A 16934-nucleotide genomic window follows, 5' to 3' on the forward strand; every position below is an offset into this window, starting at 1 on the left:
GCTGAATTTTCCATGGGACTGGAAGAGAAGCTGCCGAGCGGCTTTCTGCTGACCACCGTCGAACAGGCCGCGGGCTGGGTGCGCAAGTCATCCGTCTTCCCCGCGACCTTCGGCCTGGCCTGCTGCGCCATCGAGATGATGACCACCGGAGCGGGCCGGTACGACCTGGCCCGCTTCGGCATGGAGGTCTTCCGCGGTTCCCCGCGCCAGGCTGATCTGATGATCGTGGCGGGCCGGGTCAGCCAGAAGATGGCGCCGGTGCTGCGGCAGGTGTACGACCAGATGCCCGCTCCCAAATGGGTCATTTCCATGGGGGTCTGCGCATCTTCGGGCGGAATGTTCAACAACTACGCGATCGTCCAGGGCGTCGACCACATCGTCCCGGTGGACATCTACCTGCCCGGCTGCCCGCCCCGCCCCGAGATGCTGATGGACGCGATTCTCAAGCTCCACCAGAAGATCCAGGGATCCAAGCTCGGCGTGAACCGGGAAGAGGCGGCCCGCGAGGCGGAGGAGGCGGCCCTCAAGGCGCTCCCCACCATTGAGATGAAGGGGCTCCTGCGGTGAGCGACGACCCGGCCGTGGAGAACGGCAACAACGTGCCCGCGCCCAGGGCCTCCGCCGGGCCCGAGGTGATCGGCGTCCGCAAGGGCATGTTCGGCGCCGACAACGGCGGCGACACCAGCGGCTACGGCGGCCTCGTGCGCACCGTGGCACTGCCCGGCGCGAGCGCCCGCCCGTACGGCTCGTACTTCGACGAGGTCGTCGACGAGCTCGAAGGGGCCCTGGAGGAGCAGGACCTGGTGCCCGCGAACGCCATCGAGAAGGTGGTCGTCGACCGCGGTGAGCTGACGCTCCACATCGCCCGCGAGCACCTCGTGCGGGTGGCCTCCACCCTGCGCGACGACCCGGCCCTGCGCTTCGAACTGTGCACCGGAGTCAGCGGGGTGCACTTCCCCGGTGACAAGGGCCGCGAGCTGCACGCCGTCTACCACCTGCGCTCGCTCACCCACGGCCGGATCGTGCGGCTGGAGGTGTCCGCCCCGGACAGCGACCCGCACGTCCCCTCGCTCGTGAAGGTCTACCCGACCAACGACTGGCACGAGCGCGAGACGTACGACTTCTTCGGCCTGATCTTCGACGGGCACCCGGCCCTCACCCGGATCATGATGCCGGACGACTGGCAGGGCTTCCCGCAGCGCAAGGACTACCCGCTCGGCGGCATCGCCATCGAGTACAAGGGCGCCCAGATCCCGGCTCCCGACCAGCGGAGGTCGTACAGCTGATGTCCACCTCACACCACGCCTCTGCGCGCGAGACCACCGAAGGCACGGTCTACACCGTCACGGGCGGCGACTGGGACGAGATCGTCCAGTCGGCGGCCCGCGCGGACGACGAGCGGATCGTCGTCAACATGGGTCCGCAGCACCCGTCCACCCACGGAGTGCTCCGCCTGATCCTGGAGATCGACGGCGAGACGGTCACCGAGGCCCGCTGCGGCATCGGCTACCTGCACACCGGAATCGAGAAGAACCTCGAATTCCGCAACTGGACGCAGGGCACCACCTTCGTCACGCGCATGGACTACCTGACGCCGTTCTTCAACGAGACGGCGTACTGCCTCGGCGTCGAGAAGCTGCTCGGCATCACCGACCAGATCCCGGACCGGGCCACCGTCCTGCGCGTCCTGCTGATGGAGCTCAACCGGCTCTCCTCCCACCTGGTGTGCATCGCCACCGGCGGCATGGAGCTGGGCGCGACCACGATCATGATCTACGGGTTCCGCGACCGCGAGCTGATCCTCGACGCCTTCGAGCTGATCACCGGCCTGCGCATGAACCACGCGTTCGTCCGCCCCGGCGGCCTCGCGCAGGACCTGCCCCCGGGCGCCGTGGACCAGCTGCGCGACCTGGTGAAGACCCTGAAGAAGAACCTGCCGGAGTACGACAAGCTCGCCACCGGCAACCCCATCTTCAAGGCCCGCATGCAGGACGTCGGCTATCTCGACCTCACCGGCTGCATGGCGCTGGGCGCCACCGGCCCCGTCCTGCGCTCCGCCGGACTGCCGCACGACCTGCGCAAGACGGACCCGTACTGCGGATACGAGACGTACGAGTTCGACGTGCCGACGACCGAGTCCTGCGACTCCTACGGGCGGTTCCTGATCCGTCTGGACGAGATGCGCCAGTCGCTGCGGATCATCGAGCAGTGCCTGGACCGGCTGCAGCCGGGTCCGGTCATGGTCGCCGACAAGAAGATCGCCTGGCCGGCGCAGCTCGCGATGGGCCCGGACGGGCTCGGCAACTCGCTCGACCACATCAGGCAGATCATGGGCACCTCCATGGAGTCCCTCATCCACCACTTCAAGCTGGTGACCGAGGGCTTCCGGGTGCCGGCCGGACAGGCGTACGCGGCGGTCGAGTCGCCCAGGGGCGAACTCGGCGTCCACGTCGTCTCCGACGGCGGCACCCGCCCCTACCGGGTCCACTTCCGCGACCCGTCCTTCACCAACCTGCAGGCCATGGCCGCGATGTGCGAGGGCGGCCAGGTCGCCGACGTCATCGTCGCCGTCGCCTCCATCGACCCCGTGATGGGAGGCGTCGACCGATGACAGACGTCCAACTGGGGATGCCGCAGCTGCCCGCCCCCGACTACCCGGCCGACGTACGAGCCCGGCTCGAAGCGGACGCGCAGGAAGTCATCGCCCGCTACCCCGACAGCCGCTCCGCGCTGCTGCCGCTGCTGCACCTGTGCCAGTCCGAGGAGGGCCACGTCTCGCGCACCGGCATCCGCTTCTGTGCCGAGGTGCTGGGCCTGACCACCGCCGAGGTCACGGCCGTGTCCACCTTCTACACGATGTACCGGCGGCGCCCCTCGGGCGATTACCAGGTCGGCGTCTGTACGAACACGCTGTGCGCGGTGATGGGCGGCGACGCCATCTTCGAGGAACTCAAGGAGCACCTCGGGGTCGGCAACAACGAGACCACCGCCGACGGCAAGGTCACCCTCGAACACATCGAGTGCAACGCGGCCTGCGACTACGCCCCCGTGGTGATGGTCAACTGGGAGTTCTTCGACAACCAGACCCCCGAGTCCGCCAAGGCGATGGTGGACGACCTGCTGGCCGGCCGCCCGGTCGAGCCGACCCGGGGCGCGCCGCTGTGCACGTACAAGGAGACCGCCCGGATCCTGGCGGGCTTCCCCGACGAGCGCGAGGGCGCGGTCGAGGCGAGCGGCGGCGCGGGCCCCGCTTCCCTGACCGGCCTGCGCATCGCGCGCGGCGAGTCCCCGCACGCCCCGATCGTGCACCCGCGCGGCGAGGCCACCACCGAGGGAGGGGAGTGATGACCGTGTCCTCCAAGGAAAGTCATGGGGGCACCTCCCAGCCGCAGGCCGGGGGAGGCACGAGCCCGGAGAAGCTCCTCGCGCCCGTGCTGTCGGCCTTCTGGGACGAGCCCGAGTCGTGGACGCTGGAGACCTACCGGCGCCACGAGGGGTACGAGGGCCTGCGCAAGGCACTCGCGATGACCCCGGACGACCTCATCGCGTACGTGAAGGACTCGGGCCTGCGCGGACGCGGCGGCGCGGGTTTCCCCACCGGAATGAAGTGGCAGTTCATCCCGCAGGGCGACGGGAAGCCGCACTACCTCGTCGTGAACGCGGACGAGTCGGAGCCGGGAACCTGCAAGGACATCCCCCTTCTCTTCGCCAACCCGCACTCCCTCATCGAGGGAATGATCATTGCCTGTTACGCGATCCGGTCGGAGCACGCCTTCATCTACCTGCGCGGCGAGGTCGTGCCGGTCCTGCGGCGCCTGCACGAGGCGGTGCGCGAGGCGTACGAGGCCGGCTACCTCGGGGAGAACATTCTCGGGAGCGGGCTGAAGCTCGACATCACGGTGCACGCGGGAGCGGGCGCGTACATCTGCGGCGAGGAGACGGCACTCCTCGACTCCCTCGAAGGCCGGCGCGGTCAGCCCCGGCTGCGTCCCCCCTTCCCTGCCGTCGAGGGGCTCTACGCGTGCCCCACTGTCGTCAACAACGTCGAGTCCATCGCCTCGGTTCCCGCGATCCTGAACAGGGGCAAGGACTGGTTCAAGTCGATGGGGACCGAGAAGTCCCCCGGCTTCACGCTGTATTCGCTCTCCGGGCACGTCGTCGGCCCCGGCCAGTACGAGGCCCCGCTCGGCATCACCCTGCGCCAGCTCCTCGACATGAGCGGCGGGATCAGGCCGGGCCACCGGCTGAAGTTCTGGACCCCGGGCGGCTCCTCCACCCCGATGTTCACGCAGGAGCACCTCGACGTCCCGCTCGACTACGAGGGCGTGGGCGCGGCCGGCTCGATGCTCGGCACCAAGGCCCTGCAGTGCTTCGACGAGACGACCTGCGTGGTGCGGGCGGTGACCCGCTGGACCGAGTTCTACGCCCACGAGTCCTGCGGCAAGTGCACGCCCTGCCGCGAAGGCACGTACTGGCTGGTCCAGTTGCTGCGCGACATCGAGGCCGGCAAGGGCGTGATGTCCGACCTCGACAAGCTGAACGACATCGCCGACAACATCAACGGCAAGTCCTTCTGCGCGCTCGGCGACGGCGCCGCCAGCCCGATCTTCTCCTCGCTCAAGTACTTCCGCGAGGAGTACGAGCAGCACATCACGGGCAAGGGCTGCCCCTTCGACCCCAGGAAGTCGACCCTCTGGGCTGACGGTCCCGAGAAGAACTCCGAGGTGAACGCATGACCGTCACCACGAACGCTGCGGCCGGTGGCGGCGAGGCCGCCGTACCGCCGCAGAACACGGTGTCGCTGACCATCGACGGCGTGGAGCTGTCGGTGCCCAAGGGCACCCTGGTGATCCGGGCCGCCGAGCAGATCGGCATCGAGATCCCCCGGTTCTGCGACCACCCCCTCCTCGACCCGGTCGGCGCCTGCCGCCAGTGCATCGTCGAGGTCGAGGGCCAGCGCAAGCCGATGGCCTCCTGCACCATCACCTGCACGGACGGCATGGTCGTCAAGACGCAGCTGACCTCCGAGGTCGCCGAGAAGTCCCAGCGCGGTGTGATGGAGCTGCTGCTCATCAACCACCCGCTGGACTGCCCGGTCTGCGACAAGGGCGGCGAGTGCCCCCTGCAGAACCAGGCGATGACGCACGGCAACGCGGAGTCCCGTTTCGAGGGGCGCAAGCGCACGTACGAGAAGCCGGTGCCGATCTCCGCCCAGGTGCTGCTGGACCGCGAGCGGTGCGTGCTGTGCGCGCGCTGCACGCGCTTCTCCAACCAGGTGGCCGGCGACCCGATGATCGAACTCCTGGAGCGCGGCTCGCTCCAGCAGGTCGGCATCGGCGAGGGCGACCCGTTCGAGTCGTACTTCTCCGGCAACACCATCCAGATCTGCCCGGTCGGCGCGCTCACCTCGGCCGCCTACCGGTTCCGCTCCCGCCCGTTCGACCTCGTCTCCTCCCCGAGCGTGTGCGAGCACTGCGCGGGCGGCTGCGCGACCCGTACCGACCACCGCCGCGGCAAGGTGCTGCGCCGGCTGGCCGCGGAGGACCCCGAGGTCAACGAGGAGTGGATCTGCGACAAGGGCCGCTTCGGGTTCCGCTACGCGCAGCGCCCCGACCGGCTCACCACCCCGCTGGTGCGCGGCGCCGACGGGGTCCTCGCCCCGGCGAGCTGGCCCGAGGCCCTGGAGGCGGCGGCGAACGGCCTCGCCGCCGCGCGCGGCCGGGCCGGTGTGCTGACCGGCGGCCGGCTCACCGTCGAGGACGCCTACGCGTACGCCAAGTTCGCCCGCGTGGTGCTCGACACCAACGACATCGACTTCCGGGCGCGTGTGCACAGCGCGGAGGAGGCCGAGTTCCTGGCCGCCACCGTGGCCGGCACCGGCAAGGACCTCGACGGGGACGGGGTGACGTACTCCTCGCTGGAGGCGGCGCCCGCGGTGCTGCTCGTCGGCATCGAGTCCGAGGAGGAGGCCCCCGGGGTCTTCCTGCGGCTGCGCAAGGCCCACCGCAAGCACAAGCAGCGGACCTTCGCCCTCGCCCCCTTCGCCACCCGCGGCCTCGAGAAGGCGGGCGGCATCCTGCTGGCCGCCGCCCCCGGCACCGAGCCCGAGTGGCTGGCCGCGCTGGCCTCCCGCTCCGGTCTGGAGCAGGGAGGCCAGGCGGCCGCCGACGCGCTGCGCGAGAAGGGCGCCGTCATCGTGGTCGGGGAGCGCCTCGCGGGTGTGCCCGGCGCGCTGACCGCCGCCGTACGGGCGGCCGCAGCGACCGGCGCCCGCCTGGTGTGGATCCCGCGCCGGGCCGGTGAGCGGGCCGCCGTCGAGGCGGGCGCGCTGCCGTCCCTGCTGCCGGGCGGCCGTCCGGCCACCGACCCGCGGGCCCGTGACGAGGTCGCCACCGCGTGGGGCCTGGACGAACTCCCGCACCGCTACGGGCGCGACACCGGCCAGATCGTCGGGGCCGCGGCGGGCGGGGAGCTCTCCGCCCTGCTGGTCGCGGGCGTCGAGGTGACGGACCTGCCCGACCCGGTCCGCGCGCGGGTCGCCCTCCAGGAGGCCTTCGTGGTCTCGCTGGAGCTGCGGCCCAGCGAGGTCACCGACCACGCGGACGTGGTGTTCCCCGTCGCGGCGGTCGCCGAGAAGTCGGGCGCGTTCGTCAACTGGGAGGGCAGGGTCCGGCCGTTCGAGGCCGCGCTGAAGCCCGAGCAGATGACCCGCCGGCTGGCCCCCGCCGACTCGCGGGTGCTGCACATGCTGGCCGACGCGGCCGACCGCCCGATCGCGCTGCCCGACGTACACGCCGTACGCCGGGAGCTGGAGCGGCTCGGTCCGTGGGGCGGGGAACTCGCCTCCGAGCACTCCACCGACCCGGTGGCGCTGCCGCGGCCGGGGGCGGGCGAGGCGGTCCTCGCGGGCCACCGGCTGCTGCTCGACCTGGGCCGGCTGCAGGACGGCGACGACGCCCTGGCCGGCACCCGGCACGAGGCGAGCGCCCGGCTGTCGGCCGCGACGGCCGCGGAGACCGGCGTGAAGAACGGCGACGTCCTCGCGGTGACCGGCCCGGCCGGCTCCGTGGAACTGCCGCTGCGGATCACCGAGATGCCCGACCGGGTGGTCTGGCTCCCGCTGAACTCCACCGGCTCCGGCGTCATCGCCGACACCGGGGCCCTGCCGGGCGGCCTCGTCCGGATCGGGCCGGCCACCCCGGCCGACGCCGGTGACACCACTGCGGAGGTGGACGCGTGAACGCAAGCCCCGGTGACTTCGTACAGCTTGCCGCCGAGGACCTTTCCCTCTTCGGCCGGGACGTCTGGTGGCTCGTCGTCGTCAAGGCGGTGTTCTGCTTCGCCTTCCTGATGGTGACCGTGCTGTTCTCCATCGTGTGGGAGCGCAAGGTCGTCGCCTGGATGCAGCTGCGCATCGGCCCCAACCGGCACGGCCCCTGGGGCATGCTCCAGTCGCTCGCCGACGGCGTGAAGCTCATGCTGAAGGAAGACCTCATCGTCAAGCGGGCCGACAAGGTCGTCTACGTCCTGGCCCCGATCATCGCGGCGATCCCGGCGTTCATGGCCATCGCGGTGATCCCCTTCGGCCCCTCGGGCAACGAGGTGTCGATCTTCGGGCAGCGCACCACGATGCAGCTGACCGACCTGCCGATCGCGATGCTCTACATCCTCGCGGTGGCCTCGGTCGGCATCTACGGCATCGTGCTCGCCGGCTGGTCCTCCGGCTCGACCTACCCGCTGCTCGGCGGCCTGCGCTCCTGCGCGCAGATGATCTCGTACGAGATCGCGATGGGCGCGGCCTTCGCCTCGGTCTTCCTCTACTCCGGGTCGATGTCGACCTCGGCGATCGTGGAGGCCCAGGCGGACCGCTGGTACATCGTCCTGCTGCCGGTCTCCTTCATCATCTACGTGATCACGATGGTCGGCGAGACGAACCGCGCCCCCTTCGACATGCCGGAGTCCGAAGGCGACCTGGTCGGCGGCTTCAACACCGAGTACTCCTCCATCAAGTTCGCGCTGTTCATGCTGGCCGAGTACGTCAACATGGTCACCGTCTCGGCGGTCTCGGTCACCCTCTTCCTCGGCGGCTGGCGGGCGCCGGCGCCGATCTCCACGTACTGGGAGGGCGCCAACCACGGCTGGTGGCCGATGCTCTGGTTCGTCCTCAAGGTCCAGCTGCTGCTGTTCTTCTTCATCTGGCTGCGCGGCACGCTGCCGCGCGTGCGCTACGACCAGCTGATGAAGCTCGGCTGGAAGGTGCTGATCCCGGTCTCCGTGGTCTGGCTGATGCTGGTCGCCACCGTCCGCGCGCTGCGCAACGAGAACTACGACTTCCAGGAGATCGTGCTCTACGTCGGCGGCGGCGTCATCGCGATCCTGCTGCTGTCCTTCGTCGCGGACCTCTTCCGCGACAAGAAGGAGAAGGCGGCCTCGCAGGAGGCCGAACAGGCGGCGGCCGACGTGCCGTTCGACCCGCTGGCGGGCGGGTTCCCCGTACCGCCCAAGCCCGGCCAGCACCTGGCACCCGTACCGCGTCGACGGTCCCGCTCCGAGCGGGAGCTGATTGTCAGTGGCGGCGTGAACACTGAGAGTGACCGAGAGGAGGGTGGTGAGAATGTCTGACGCCGACAAGAGCGAGAAGTGGCAGAACCCGGTGGCAGGCTTCGGCGTGACCTTCAAGGCCATGTTCAAGAAGCGCCTCACCGAGCAGTACCCGGAGCAGCACAAGACCACCGCTCCGCGCTTCCACGGACGCCACCAGCTCAACCGCCACCCGGACGGTCTGGAGAAGTGCATCGGGTGCGAGCTGTGCGCCTGGGCCTGTCCCGCCGACGCGATCTACGTGGAGGGCGCGGACAACACCGAGGAGGAGCGCTACTCCCCGGGTGAGCGGTACGGGCGGGTCTACCAGATCAACTACGCCCGCTGCATCCTGTGCGGGCTGTGCGTGGAGGCGTGCCCGACGCGGGCGCTGACCATGACGAACGAGTTCGAACTGGCCGACTCCAGCCGCGAATCGCTCATCTACACCAAGGAGCAGCTGCTGGCCGGTCTGACCGAGGGCATGGTCGAGGCACCGCATTCGATCTTCCCCGGTACGCAGGACACGGACTACTACCGCGGGCTGGTGACCGGGGCCGCCCCGGGCACGGTCCGGCAGGTCGCCGTCTCCAAGGGCGAGAGCGCCCCCGTCGCGCAAGACGCCGCCGAGGAGGTGGGGGCATGAGCGCCATCGCCGCCGCCGGCGCCTCGGTGACCTCCTCGGGTGAGGCGGTGCAGTTCTGGATCCTGGGCACCGTCGCCGTCATCGGCGCACTGTCCACGATCCTGATGAAGAAGGCCGTGCACAGCGCCCTGAGCCTGGCCGGGACGATGATCATCCTGGCGGTCTTCTACCTCGCCAACGGGGCGTACTTCCTGGGCATCGTCCAGGTCGTCGTCTACACCGGCGCGATCATGATGCTTTTCCTCTTCGTGGTCATGCTCGTCGGCGTCACCGCCGCGGACTCGCTGCAGGAGACGATCAAGGGGCAGCGCTGGCTGGCCGCCCTGTGCGGGATCGGCTTCGGCATCCTGCTGATCGCCGGCCTCGCCAACGCCAAGCTCACCCACTTCAACGGGCTCGGCCGGATCAATTCCGGCGGGCACGTCGAGGGCCTGGCCACGCTGATCTTCACCAAGTACGTGTTCGCCTTCGAGATCACCGGCGCCCTGCTGATCACGGCGGCCGTCGGCGCGATGGTGCTCACGCACCGCGAGCGCACCGAGCGGGCCGCCACCCAGCGCGAGCTCGCCGAGCGCCGCGTACGCGAGGGCGTACAGCTCCCGCCGCTGCCCGCGCCCGGCGTCTACGCCCGGCACAACGCGGTGGACGTCGCCGGCCTGCTGCCGGACGGCACCCCGTCCGAGCTGACCGTGAACAAGACGCTGCGCGCCCGCGGTCAGATCCGCGACGTGTCGAGCGAGGCGCTGGACAACCTGAAGGCGCTGGAGCAGGCCTCGTCCGAGCGGCTCGGCCGAGAGGAGGCCTCGAAGTGAACCCGGTCAACTACCTGTACCTGTCCGCGCTGCTGTTCACCATCGGAGCGGCCGGAGTCCTGATCCGGAAGAACGCGATCGTGCTGTTCATGTGCGTCGAGCTGATGCTCAATGCCTGCAACCTCGCCTTCGTCACCTTCTCCCGGATGCACGGCAACCTCGACGGCCAGATCATCGCGTTCTTCACGATGGTCGTCGCCGCCGCCGAGGTCGTGGTGGGTCTCGCGATCATCGTGTCGCTGTTCCGTACCCGCCACTCGGCCTCGGTCGACGACGCCAGCCTGATGAAGCTGTAAGGGGTCGCTGTGGAGAACTTGATTGCGCTGCTGGTAGCGGCGCCCCTGCTCGGAGCGGCGGTGCTGCTGTGCGGCGGCCGGCGACTCGACAAGGCCGGCCACTGGATCGGCACCCTGCTCGCCGCCGTGTCCTTCGGGATCGGCGTGGCCCTGTTCGCCGACATGCTGGGGCGCGGCGCCGAGGACCGCACGCTGTACCAGCGCCTGTACACCTGGATCCCCGTCGAGGGCTTCCAGGCCGACATGGCCTTCCAGCTGGACCAGCTGTCGATGACCTTCGTCCTGCTGATCTCCGGGGTGGGCACGCTCATCCACGTGTACTCGATCGGGTACATGGAGCACGACGAGCGCCGCCGCCGCTTCTTCGGCTACCTCAACCTGTTCGTCGCGGCGATGCTGCTGCTCGTCATCGCCGACAACTACCTGCTGCTGTACGTCGGGTGGGAGGGCGTGGGCCTCGCCTCGTACCTGCTCATCGGCTTCTGGCAGCACAAGCCCAGCGCGGCCACCGCCGCCAAGAAGGCCTTCCTGGTCAACCGGGTCGGCGACATGGGCCTGTCGATCGCGATCATGCTGATGTTCACCACCTACGGCACCTTCGCCTTCGGTCCGGTGCTCGGCTCGGCGGACGCCACCTCCGAGGGCAAGCTGACGGCCATCGGCCTGATGCTGCTGCTGGCCGCCTGCGGCAAGTCGGCCCAGGTGCCGCTGCAGTCCTGGCTCGGCGACGCGATGGAGGGCCCGACCCCGGTCTCGGCCCTGATCCACGCGGCGACCATGGTCACCGCCGGCGTGTACCTCATCACCCGCTCCGGGGCGATCTTCAACGGGGCGCCGGACGCGCAGACCGCGGTCGTCGTGGTCGGCGCGGTCACGCTGCTCTTCGGTGCGATCGTCGGTTGCGCGAAGGACGACATCAAGAAGGCCCTCGCGGGCTCGACGATGTCGCAGATCGGCTACATGATCCTGGCGGCCGGCCTCGGCCCGATCGGGTACGTCTTCGCCATCATGCACCTGGTGACGCACGGCTTCTTCAAGGCCGGCCTCTTCCTCGGCGCCGGTTCGGTCATGCACGGCATGAACGACGAGGTCGACATGCGCAAGTACGGCGGCCTGCGGACGTACATGCCGGTCACCTTCGTCACCTTCGGTCTCGGCTACCTGGCGATCATCGGCTTCCCCGGCCTGTCCGGCTTCTTCTCCAAGGACATGATCATCGAGGCGGCCTTCGCGAAGGGCGGCACCGAGGGCTGGATCCTCGGCGGGGTCACCCTGTTGGGCGCCGGCATCACCGCCTTCTACATGACCCGCGTCATGCTCCTCACCTTCTTCGGCGAGAAGCGCTGGCAGCCGGACGCGGAGGGCCACGAGCCGCACCCGCACGAGTCCCCGAAGTCCATGACCATCCCGATGATCATCCTGGCGTTCGGATCGGTCTTCGCCGGCGCGTTCTTCGAGATCGGCGAGCGGTTCCTCAAGTGGCTGGAGCCCGTCACCAGTTACGAGCACGGAAACTCGCCGGTCAGCGCCCTGACGGTGACGCTGTCGACCATGGTCGTCCTCGTCGTCGGCGTCGGGATCGCCTGGTCGATGTACGGGCGCAGGCCCGTCCCGGTCCTCGCCCCGCGCGGCTCGCTCCTGACCCGGGCGGCCCGGCGGGACCTGCTCCAGGACGACTTCAACCACGTCGTGCTGGTGCGCGGCGGAGAGCACCTGACCCGCTCGCTCGTGTACGTCGACCACAGCCTGGTCGACGGAGTGGTCAACGGGACGGCCGCTTCGGTCGGCGGGCTCTCGGGCCGGCTGCGCAAGCTGCAGAACGGCTACGCCCGCAGCTACGCGGTCTCGATGTTCGGGGGCACGGCGATCCTGATCGCCGCGACCCTGCTGATGAGGGCGGTGTGAAATGAGTTTCCCGCTTCTGACGGTGACGGCCGCGGTTCCCGCGGTCGGCGCGGTCCTGACCGCGGCCGTCCCGGCCGCCCGACGGACCGCGGCCAAGTGGCTCGCGCTGCTCTTCTCGCTGGCGACACTGGCCCTGGCCGTGCTCGTCGCGGTCCGGTTCGAGCCCGGTGGCGACCGCTACCAGCTCACCGAGTCCCACGCCTGGATCGCCGACTTCGGCGTCCGCTACGAACTGGGCGTGGACGGCATCGGGGTGGCGCTCATCGCGCTCACCGCCCTGCTGATCCCCTTCGTGATCGGGGCCGGCTGGCACGACGCCGACCCGCTGGAGACGCACTCCTCGCGCTGGCGCCCGACCCAGGGCTTCTTCGCCCTGATCCTGCTGGTCGAGGCGATGGTGGTCATCTCCTTCGAGGCCACCGACGTCTTCCTCTTCTACATCTTCTTCGAAGCCATGCTCATCCCGATGTACTTCCTCATCGGAGGCTTCGGGGACCGGGCGCACTCGGGCTCGGACGAGAACGCGGCCGCGCAGCGCTCGTACGCGGCCGTCAAGTTCCTCCTCTACAACCTGGTCGGCGGCCTGATCATGCTCGCCGCCGTCATCGGGCTGTACGTGGTCGCCGGGAACTTCTCGCTCCAAGAGATCGCCGCCGCCCGCGCCGCGGGCACGCTCGACATGGCGACCAACACCGAGCGGCTGCTGTTCCTCGGCTTCTTCTTCGCCTTCGCGGTGAAGGCCCCGCTGTGGCCGCTGCACACCTGGCTGCCGAACGCGATGGGCGAGGCCACCGCCCCGGTGGCCGTGCTGATCACCGCGGTCGTCGACAAGGTCGGCACCTTCGCGATGCTCCGCTTCTGCCTCGGGCTCTTCCCCGAAGCCAGCAAGTGGGCCACGCCGGTCATCCTGGTCCTGGCCCTGATCAGCATCGTCTACGGGGCGCTGCTCGCGGTCGGGCAGCGGGACATCAAGCGGCTGGTCGCGTACGCGTCGATCTCGCACTTCGGCTTCATCATCCTGGGCATCTTCGCGATGACCTCCCAGGGCCAGTCGGGCGCGACGCTGTACATGGTCAACCACGGGCTCTCGACGGCCGCGCTGATGCTGGTCGCCGGCTTCCTGATCTCGCGGCGCGGCTCGCGGCTCATCGCCGACTACGGCGGCGTGCAGAAGGTGGCGCCGGTCCTGGCCGGCACCTTCCTGATCGGCGGTCTCGCGACCCTGTCGCTGCCGGGCCTGGCGCCGTTCGTCAGTGAATTCCTGGTCCTGGTCGGCACGTTCGCCCGTTACCCGGTGGTCGGCATCATCGCCACCTTCGGCATCGTGCTGGCCGCGCTCTACACGCTGGTGCTCTACCAGCGCACCATGACCGGCCCTGTGAAGGAGGAGGTCCGTGCGATGCCGGACCTGCGCCTGCGGGAGGTGCTGGTGGTCGCCCCGCTGATCGCGCTGCTGATCGGGCTCGGCGTCTACCCGAAGGTGCTGACGGACATCGTCAACCCGGCGGTGGAGCACACCATGTCGGATGTGAAGCAGTCGGACCCGAAGCCCGAAGTGGCTGTCGAGGCCAAGAACGGGGAGGCGGCGAAGTGAGCACCATGACTGCTGCCCAGAGCCTGCTGACGCTGGCGGCGGGGGAGCCGATCGACAAGATCCCGGCCCCGCACATCGAGTACGCGCAGCTCTCGCCCACACTGATCGTGCTGGGCGCGGCGATCGTCGGAGTCCTCGTCGAGGCCTTCGTACCGCGCAAGTCCCGTTACTACGTGCAGGTGTTCCTCGCCGTCGCCGCGCTGGCCGCGGCCTTCGCGGCGGTCGTCGGCCTCGCCGCCGGCGGGTACGGGAGCAGCAAGGCACACATCGCGGCCATGGGGGCCGTGGCCGTGGACGGCCCGGCGCTGTTCCTGCAGGGCACCATCCTGCTGGCCTCGGTCGTCGCGATCTTCACCTTCGCCGAGCGGCGCCTGGACCCGGCCGCCCACGGCAACCGGGTCGACTCCTTCGCCGCGCAGGCGGCGTCCGTACCGGGCAGCGACAGCGAGAAGGCGGCCGTCAAGGCCGGCTTCACCACGACCGAGGTCTTCCCGCTGGCACTGTTCGCGGTCTCCGGCATGCTGATCTTCCCGGCGGCCAACGACCTGCTGACGCTGTTCGTGGCCCTGGAGGTCTTCTCCCTCCCGCTGTACCTGCTCTGCGCCGTCGCCCGCCGCCAGCGGCTGATGTCGCAGGAGGCCGCGGTGAAGTACTTCCTGCTCGGCGCCTTCTCCTCCGCCTTCCTCCTCTTCGGCATCGCGCTGGTCTACGGGTACGCGGGCTCGGTCTCGTACGCGGTGATCGCCGACGTGGTGGACGGCAGTGTCGCGCGGATCGACCCGGCGCTGGCCGACACCATGGGCAATGACGCGCTGCTGCTGATCGGCGGCGCCCTGCTGCTGATGGGCCTGCTCTTCAAGGTCGGCGCGGTCCCCTTCCACATGTGGACCCCGGACGTCTACCAGGGCGCCCCGACGCCGGTCACCGGCTTCATGGCGGCGGCGACGAAGGTGGCCGCCTTCGGTGCGCTGCTGCGCCTCCTGTACGTGGTGCTGCCGGGGCTGCGGTGGGACTGGCGGCCGGTGATGTGGGGCGTGGCCATCGTCACGATGCTGGCGGGCGCGGTGATCGCCGTGACCCAGACCGACGTGAAGCGGCTGCTGGCGTACTCCTCGATCGCGCACGCGGGCTTCATCCTGGCCGGTGTGATCGCGACCTCGGCGGAGGGCGTCAAGTCGGTGCTCTTCTACCTGGGCGCGTACTCCTTCGTGACGATCGGCGCCTTCGCGGTGGTCACGCTGGTGCGCGACGCGGGCGGCGAGGCGACGCACCTGTCCAAGTGGGCGGGCCTGGGGCGGCGTTCGCCGCTGACGGCGGCCGTCTTCGCGGTGTTCCTGCTGGCCTTCGCCGGCATCCCGCTGACGTCCGGCTTCGCCGGCAAGTTCGCCGTCTTCAAGGCGGCGGCGGAGGGTGGTGCGGGGGCGCTGGTCGTGGTCGGTGTCATCTCGTCCGCGATCGCCGCGTTCTTCTACATCCGGGTCATCGTGCTGATGTTCTTCAGTGAGCCGAAGGCGGACGGCCCGACGGTGGCCGTGCCCTCGCCGCTGACGATGACGACGATCGCGGTGGGCGTGGCGGTGACGCTGGTACTGGGCATCGCGCCGCAGTACTTCCTGGACCTGGCGGGCAGCGCGAGTACGTTCGTACGCTGACCGCACCGAGTACGGCCGAGGGCCCGGCTTTTTTGGGGAGCCGGGCCCTTTGCCGTGCGGGGGCTACTCGGGGCGTCGCCGCTTCGGCGTGATCGCGTCGAGGTCCAGGTCGACCGGGAAGGGGACGGAGACCTTCAGGCGATCGTGGAAGATGCCGGTGGCGACGTATTTCTGGGTGGCGGGATCGAGTTCGTAGACGTAGACCACGGCCCGGCCTTCCTTGTTCTCCACCCGCCAGAAGTGGAGGATCCCGGCCTTGGCGTACTTCAACGGCTTCGTTTCGCGGTCACGCCCGATGGAGTCGGGGGAGACCACTTCGATGGCGAGAACCACGGCCTCGGCAGGGAATCGCGTCTGTTCCAGAGCGTCGACGACCTCCGCGCGCACGACGACGACGTCCGGCTCGGGTCGATTCCGCTTGTCGATGTCGATGGTGAATTCGCGGAAGACCTCGAAGTCGTCAGGGGCCACCGATTGCAGTTGCCATTTGCACAAGTCGATGGCCCGCTCGTGGAAGACGCTCTGCGGACTCACGAAAACCAGGCTCCCGTCGATCAGCTCCGTGTGCGGAGGCAGATTCGGAAGCGTGTCCAGGTCGTCCGCGGTCCAGCCGCCTGCCGGCGGGATCGGCCAGCGGGGCCCCTGCTCCGGTTCAGGCTGTGGCGCTGCGGATTCGACGCTCATCAGTGCTCCCATGGGGCAGAGTCTCGCGAGTCCGTTCAGCGTAGCGCCGGGGAATCCCGGATTGTCGCTCCTACGGGTGAGCGTGCGGGGCGGTGGCCTGGGTGGGGGTCTTTCCGGGGCAGGTCAGGGCCGGGTTCCAGTTGTGGAAGCGGCCCGCCGGGTTGTCCTTGTACGCCCACATGTGCAGGTCGTAGTGCTTGGGCATGCCCGCCCAGTGGCCCGGCATAGGCCCGTCGAAGGGCAGGCCGAACATGCTCGGCCGGTCGTCGGTGGTCTTCAGGTCCTGGTCCCCGTCGGTGGACATCCACTCCACGGTCTGGAGCCTGCGACGGCCGTGGCGGTCCTTCTCGGTGCTGTAGAGGAGCGCGGTCGGCTTGGCGGGGTCCTTGGAACCCCAGTTGGCTTCCTTGACGTAGTGGTAGCCCATGGAGCCCACCCCGAACGGGTTGGTCATGCACGCCTCGCCGTGCGGGACGTACCCGTCCCTGATGGCCTCCCCCTCGTCCACGTACTTGGCCGTCACCCGGATCGCCGTCGCCATGTCCCTCATGGCCTGCGTGTCGGTCGGGTCGGGCGCGGGCCCCTCGACGCCGTGGGCGGGCGCGACGGCGGCCAGGGCGAGCGACACGGCGGCCGCGCAGGTCAGGAAGGCCTTGCGGGTGCGGAGGGGCATCGGGACTCCTGGCGTTCGGGGGCTTTCGTCCACCATCCAGGCGCCGTGGCGGGGTTGCACGCGGCACGCCTCCAAACGGGGGCCCCGCGAGC

The 16934-nt window shown here is 69.7% G+C and carries 15 protein-coding genes; 13 read left to right on the forward strand and 2 right to left on the reverse strand.

Annotated features, from left to right (window positions below):
* The first annotated feature begins 12 nt into the window (after window positions 1-12).
* Genes ACFWBF_RS00360 through nuoN form a run of 13 tightly spaced genes read left to right on the forward strand, consistent with a single transcriptional unit; the run spans window position 13 to window position 15485 of the window.
* A complete protein-coding gene (locus ACFWBF_RS00360) occupies window positions 13-567 on the forward strand; it encodes an NADH-quinone oxidoreductase subunit B family protein (RefSeq protein WP_007265818.1) in 555 nt (184 codons plus the stop codon).
* Window positions 564-1286 (forward strand): NADH-quinone oxidoreductase subunit C, encoded by a 723-nt coding sequence (locus ACFWBF_RS00365; RefSeq protein ID WP_385592786.1) that lies wholly within the window; start codon window positions 564-566, stop codon window positions 1284-1286. The genes ACFWBF_RS00360 and ACFWBF_RS00365 overlap by 4 nt, the downstream gene beginning before the upstream one ends.
* Window positions 1286-2611 (forward strand): NADH-quinone oxidoreductase subunit D, encoded by a 1326-nt coding sequence (locus ACFWBF_RS00370; protein ID WP_385592789.1) that lies wholly within the window; start codon window positions 1286-1288, stop codon window positions 2609-2611. Before ACFWBF_RS00365 ends, ACFWBF_RS00370 begins: the two co-directional genes overlap by 1 nt.
* Window positions 2608-3345: an NADH-quinone oxidoreductase subunit NuoE gene (gene nuoE / locus ACFWBF_RS00375; RefSeq protein ID WP_385592792.1), complete on the forward strand. Its 738-nt coding sequence runs from the start codon at window positions 2608-2610 to the stop codon at window positions 3343-3345. The genes ACFWBF_RS00370 and nuoE overlap by 4 nt, the downstream gene beginning before the upstream one ends.
* Window positions 3345-4736 (forward strand): NADH-quinone oxidoreductase subunit NuoF, encoded by a 1392-nt coding sequence (gene nuoF / locus ACFWBF_RS00380; protein ID WP_385592795.1) that lies wholly within the window; start codon window positions 3345-3347, stop codon window positions 4734-4736. Before nuoE ends, nuoF begins: the two co-directional genes overlap by 1 nt.
* Complete coding sequence (locus ACFWBF_RS00385) at window positions 4733-7240, forward strand: NADH-quinone oxidoreductase subunit G (RefSeq protein ID WP_385592797.1); 2508 nt, start codon at window positions 4733-4735, stop codon at window positions 7238-7240. Before nuoF ends, ACFWBF_RS00385 begins: the two co-directional genes overlap by 4 nt.
* Complete coding sequence (nuoH, locus tag ACFWBF_RS00390) at window positions 7237-8622, forward strand: NADH-quinone oxidoreductase subunit NuoH (protein ID WP_385592800.1); 1386 nt, start codon at window positions 7237-7239, stop codon at window positions 8620-8622. Before ACFWBF_RS00385 ends, nuoH begins: the two co-directional genes overlap by 4 nt.
* On the forward strand, window positions 8615-9226 hold the full coding sequence (nuoI, locus tag ACFWBF_RS00395) for an NADH-quinone oxidoreductase subunit NuoI (protein WP_385592803.1): 612 nt from the start codon (window positions 8615-8617) through the stop codon (window positions 9224-9226). The genes nuoH and nuoI overlap by 8 nt, the downstream gene beginning before the upstream one ends.
* Window positions 9223-10038: an NADH-quinone oxidoreductase subunit J gene (locus ACFWBF_RS00400; protein ID WP_385592805.1), complete on the forward strand. Its 816-nt coding sequence runs from the start codon at window positions 9223-9225 to the stop codon at window positions 10036-10038. The genes nuoI and ACFWBF_RS00400 overlap by 4 nt, the downstream gene beginning before the upstream one ends.
* A complete protein-coding gene (gene nuoK / locus ACFWBF_RS00405) occupies window positions 10035-10334 on the forward strand; it encodes an NADH-quinone oxidoreductase subunit NuoK (RefSeq protein WP_112449176.1) in 300 nt (99 codons plus the stop codon). The genes ACFWBF_RS00400 and nuoK overlap by 4 nt, the downstream gene beginning before the upstream one ends.
* 9 nt (window positions 10335-10343) lie before the next feature.
* Window positions 10344-12239 (forward strand): NADH-quinone oxidoreductase subunit L, encoded by a 1896-nt coding sequence (gene nuoL, locus ACFWBF_RS00410; protein ID WP_385592808.1) that lies wholly within the window; start codon window positions 10344-10346, stop codon window positions 12237-12239.
* A gap of 1 nt (window position 12240) precedes the next feature.
* Complete coding sequence (locus ACFWBF_RS00415; protein ID WP_385228009.1) at window positions 12241-13833, forward strand: NADH-quinone oxidoreductase subunit M; 1593 nt, start codon at window positions 12241-12243, stop codon at window positions 13831-13833.
* Window positions 13834-13838: 5 nt separating this feature from the next.
* The gene (gene nuoN / locus ACFWBF_RS00420) at window positions 13839-15485 is read left to right on the forward strand and encodes an NADH-quinone oxidoreductase subunit NuoN (RefSeq protein WP_385593205.1); all 1647 of its coding nucleotides are present in this window, start codon (window positions 13839-13841) and stop codon (window positions 15483-15485) included.
* A gap of 63 nt (window positions 15486-15548) precedes the next feature.
* Here nuoN and ACFWBF_RS00425 read toward each other — a convergent pair whose 3' ends face one another.
* On the reverse strand, window positions 15549-16169 hold the full coding sequence (locus ACFWBF_RS00425) for a Uma2 family endonuclease (protein WP_385592810.1): 621 nt from the start codon (window positions 16167-16169) through the stop codon (window positions 15549-15551).
* Window positions 16170-16239: 70 nt separating this feature from the next.
* A complete protein-coding gene (locus ACFWBF_RS00430; RefSeq protein ID WP_385592813.1) occupies window positions 16240-16842 on the reverse strand; it encodes a hypothetical protein in 603 nt (200 codons plus the stop codon).
* Window positions 16843-16934 lie beyond the last annotated feature (92 nt).

The organism is Streptomyces sp. NPDC060028, assembly GCF_042736725.1.
Lineage (GTDB): Bacteria > Actinomycetota > Actinomycetes > Streptomycetales > Streptomycetaceae > Streptomyces.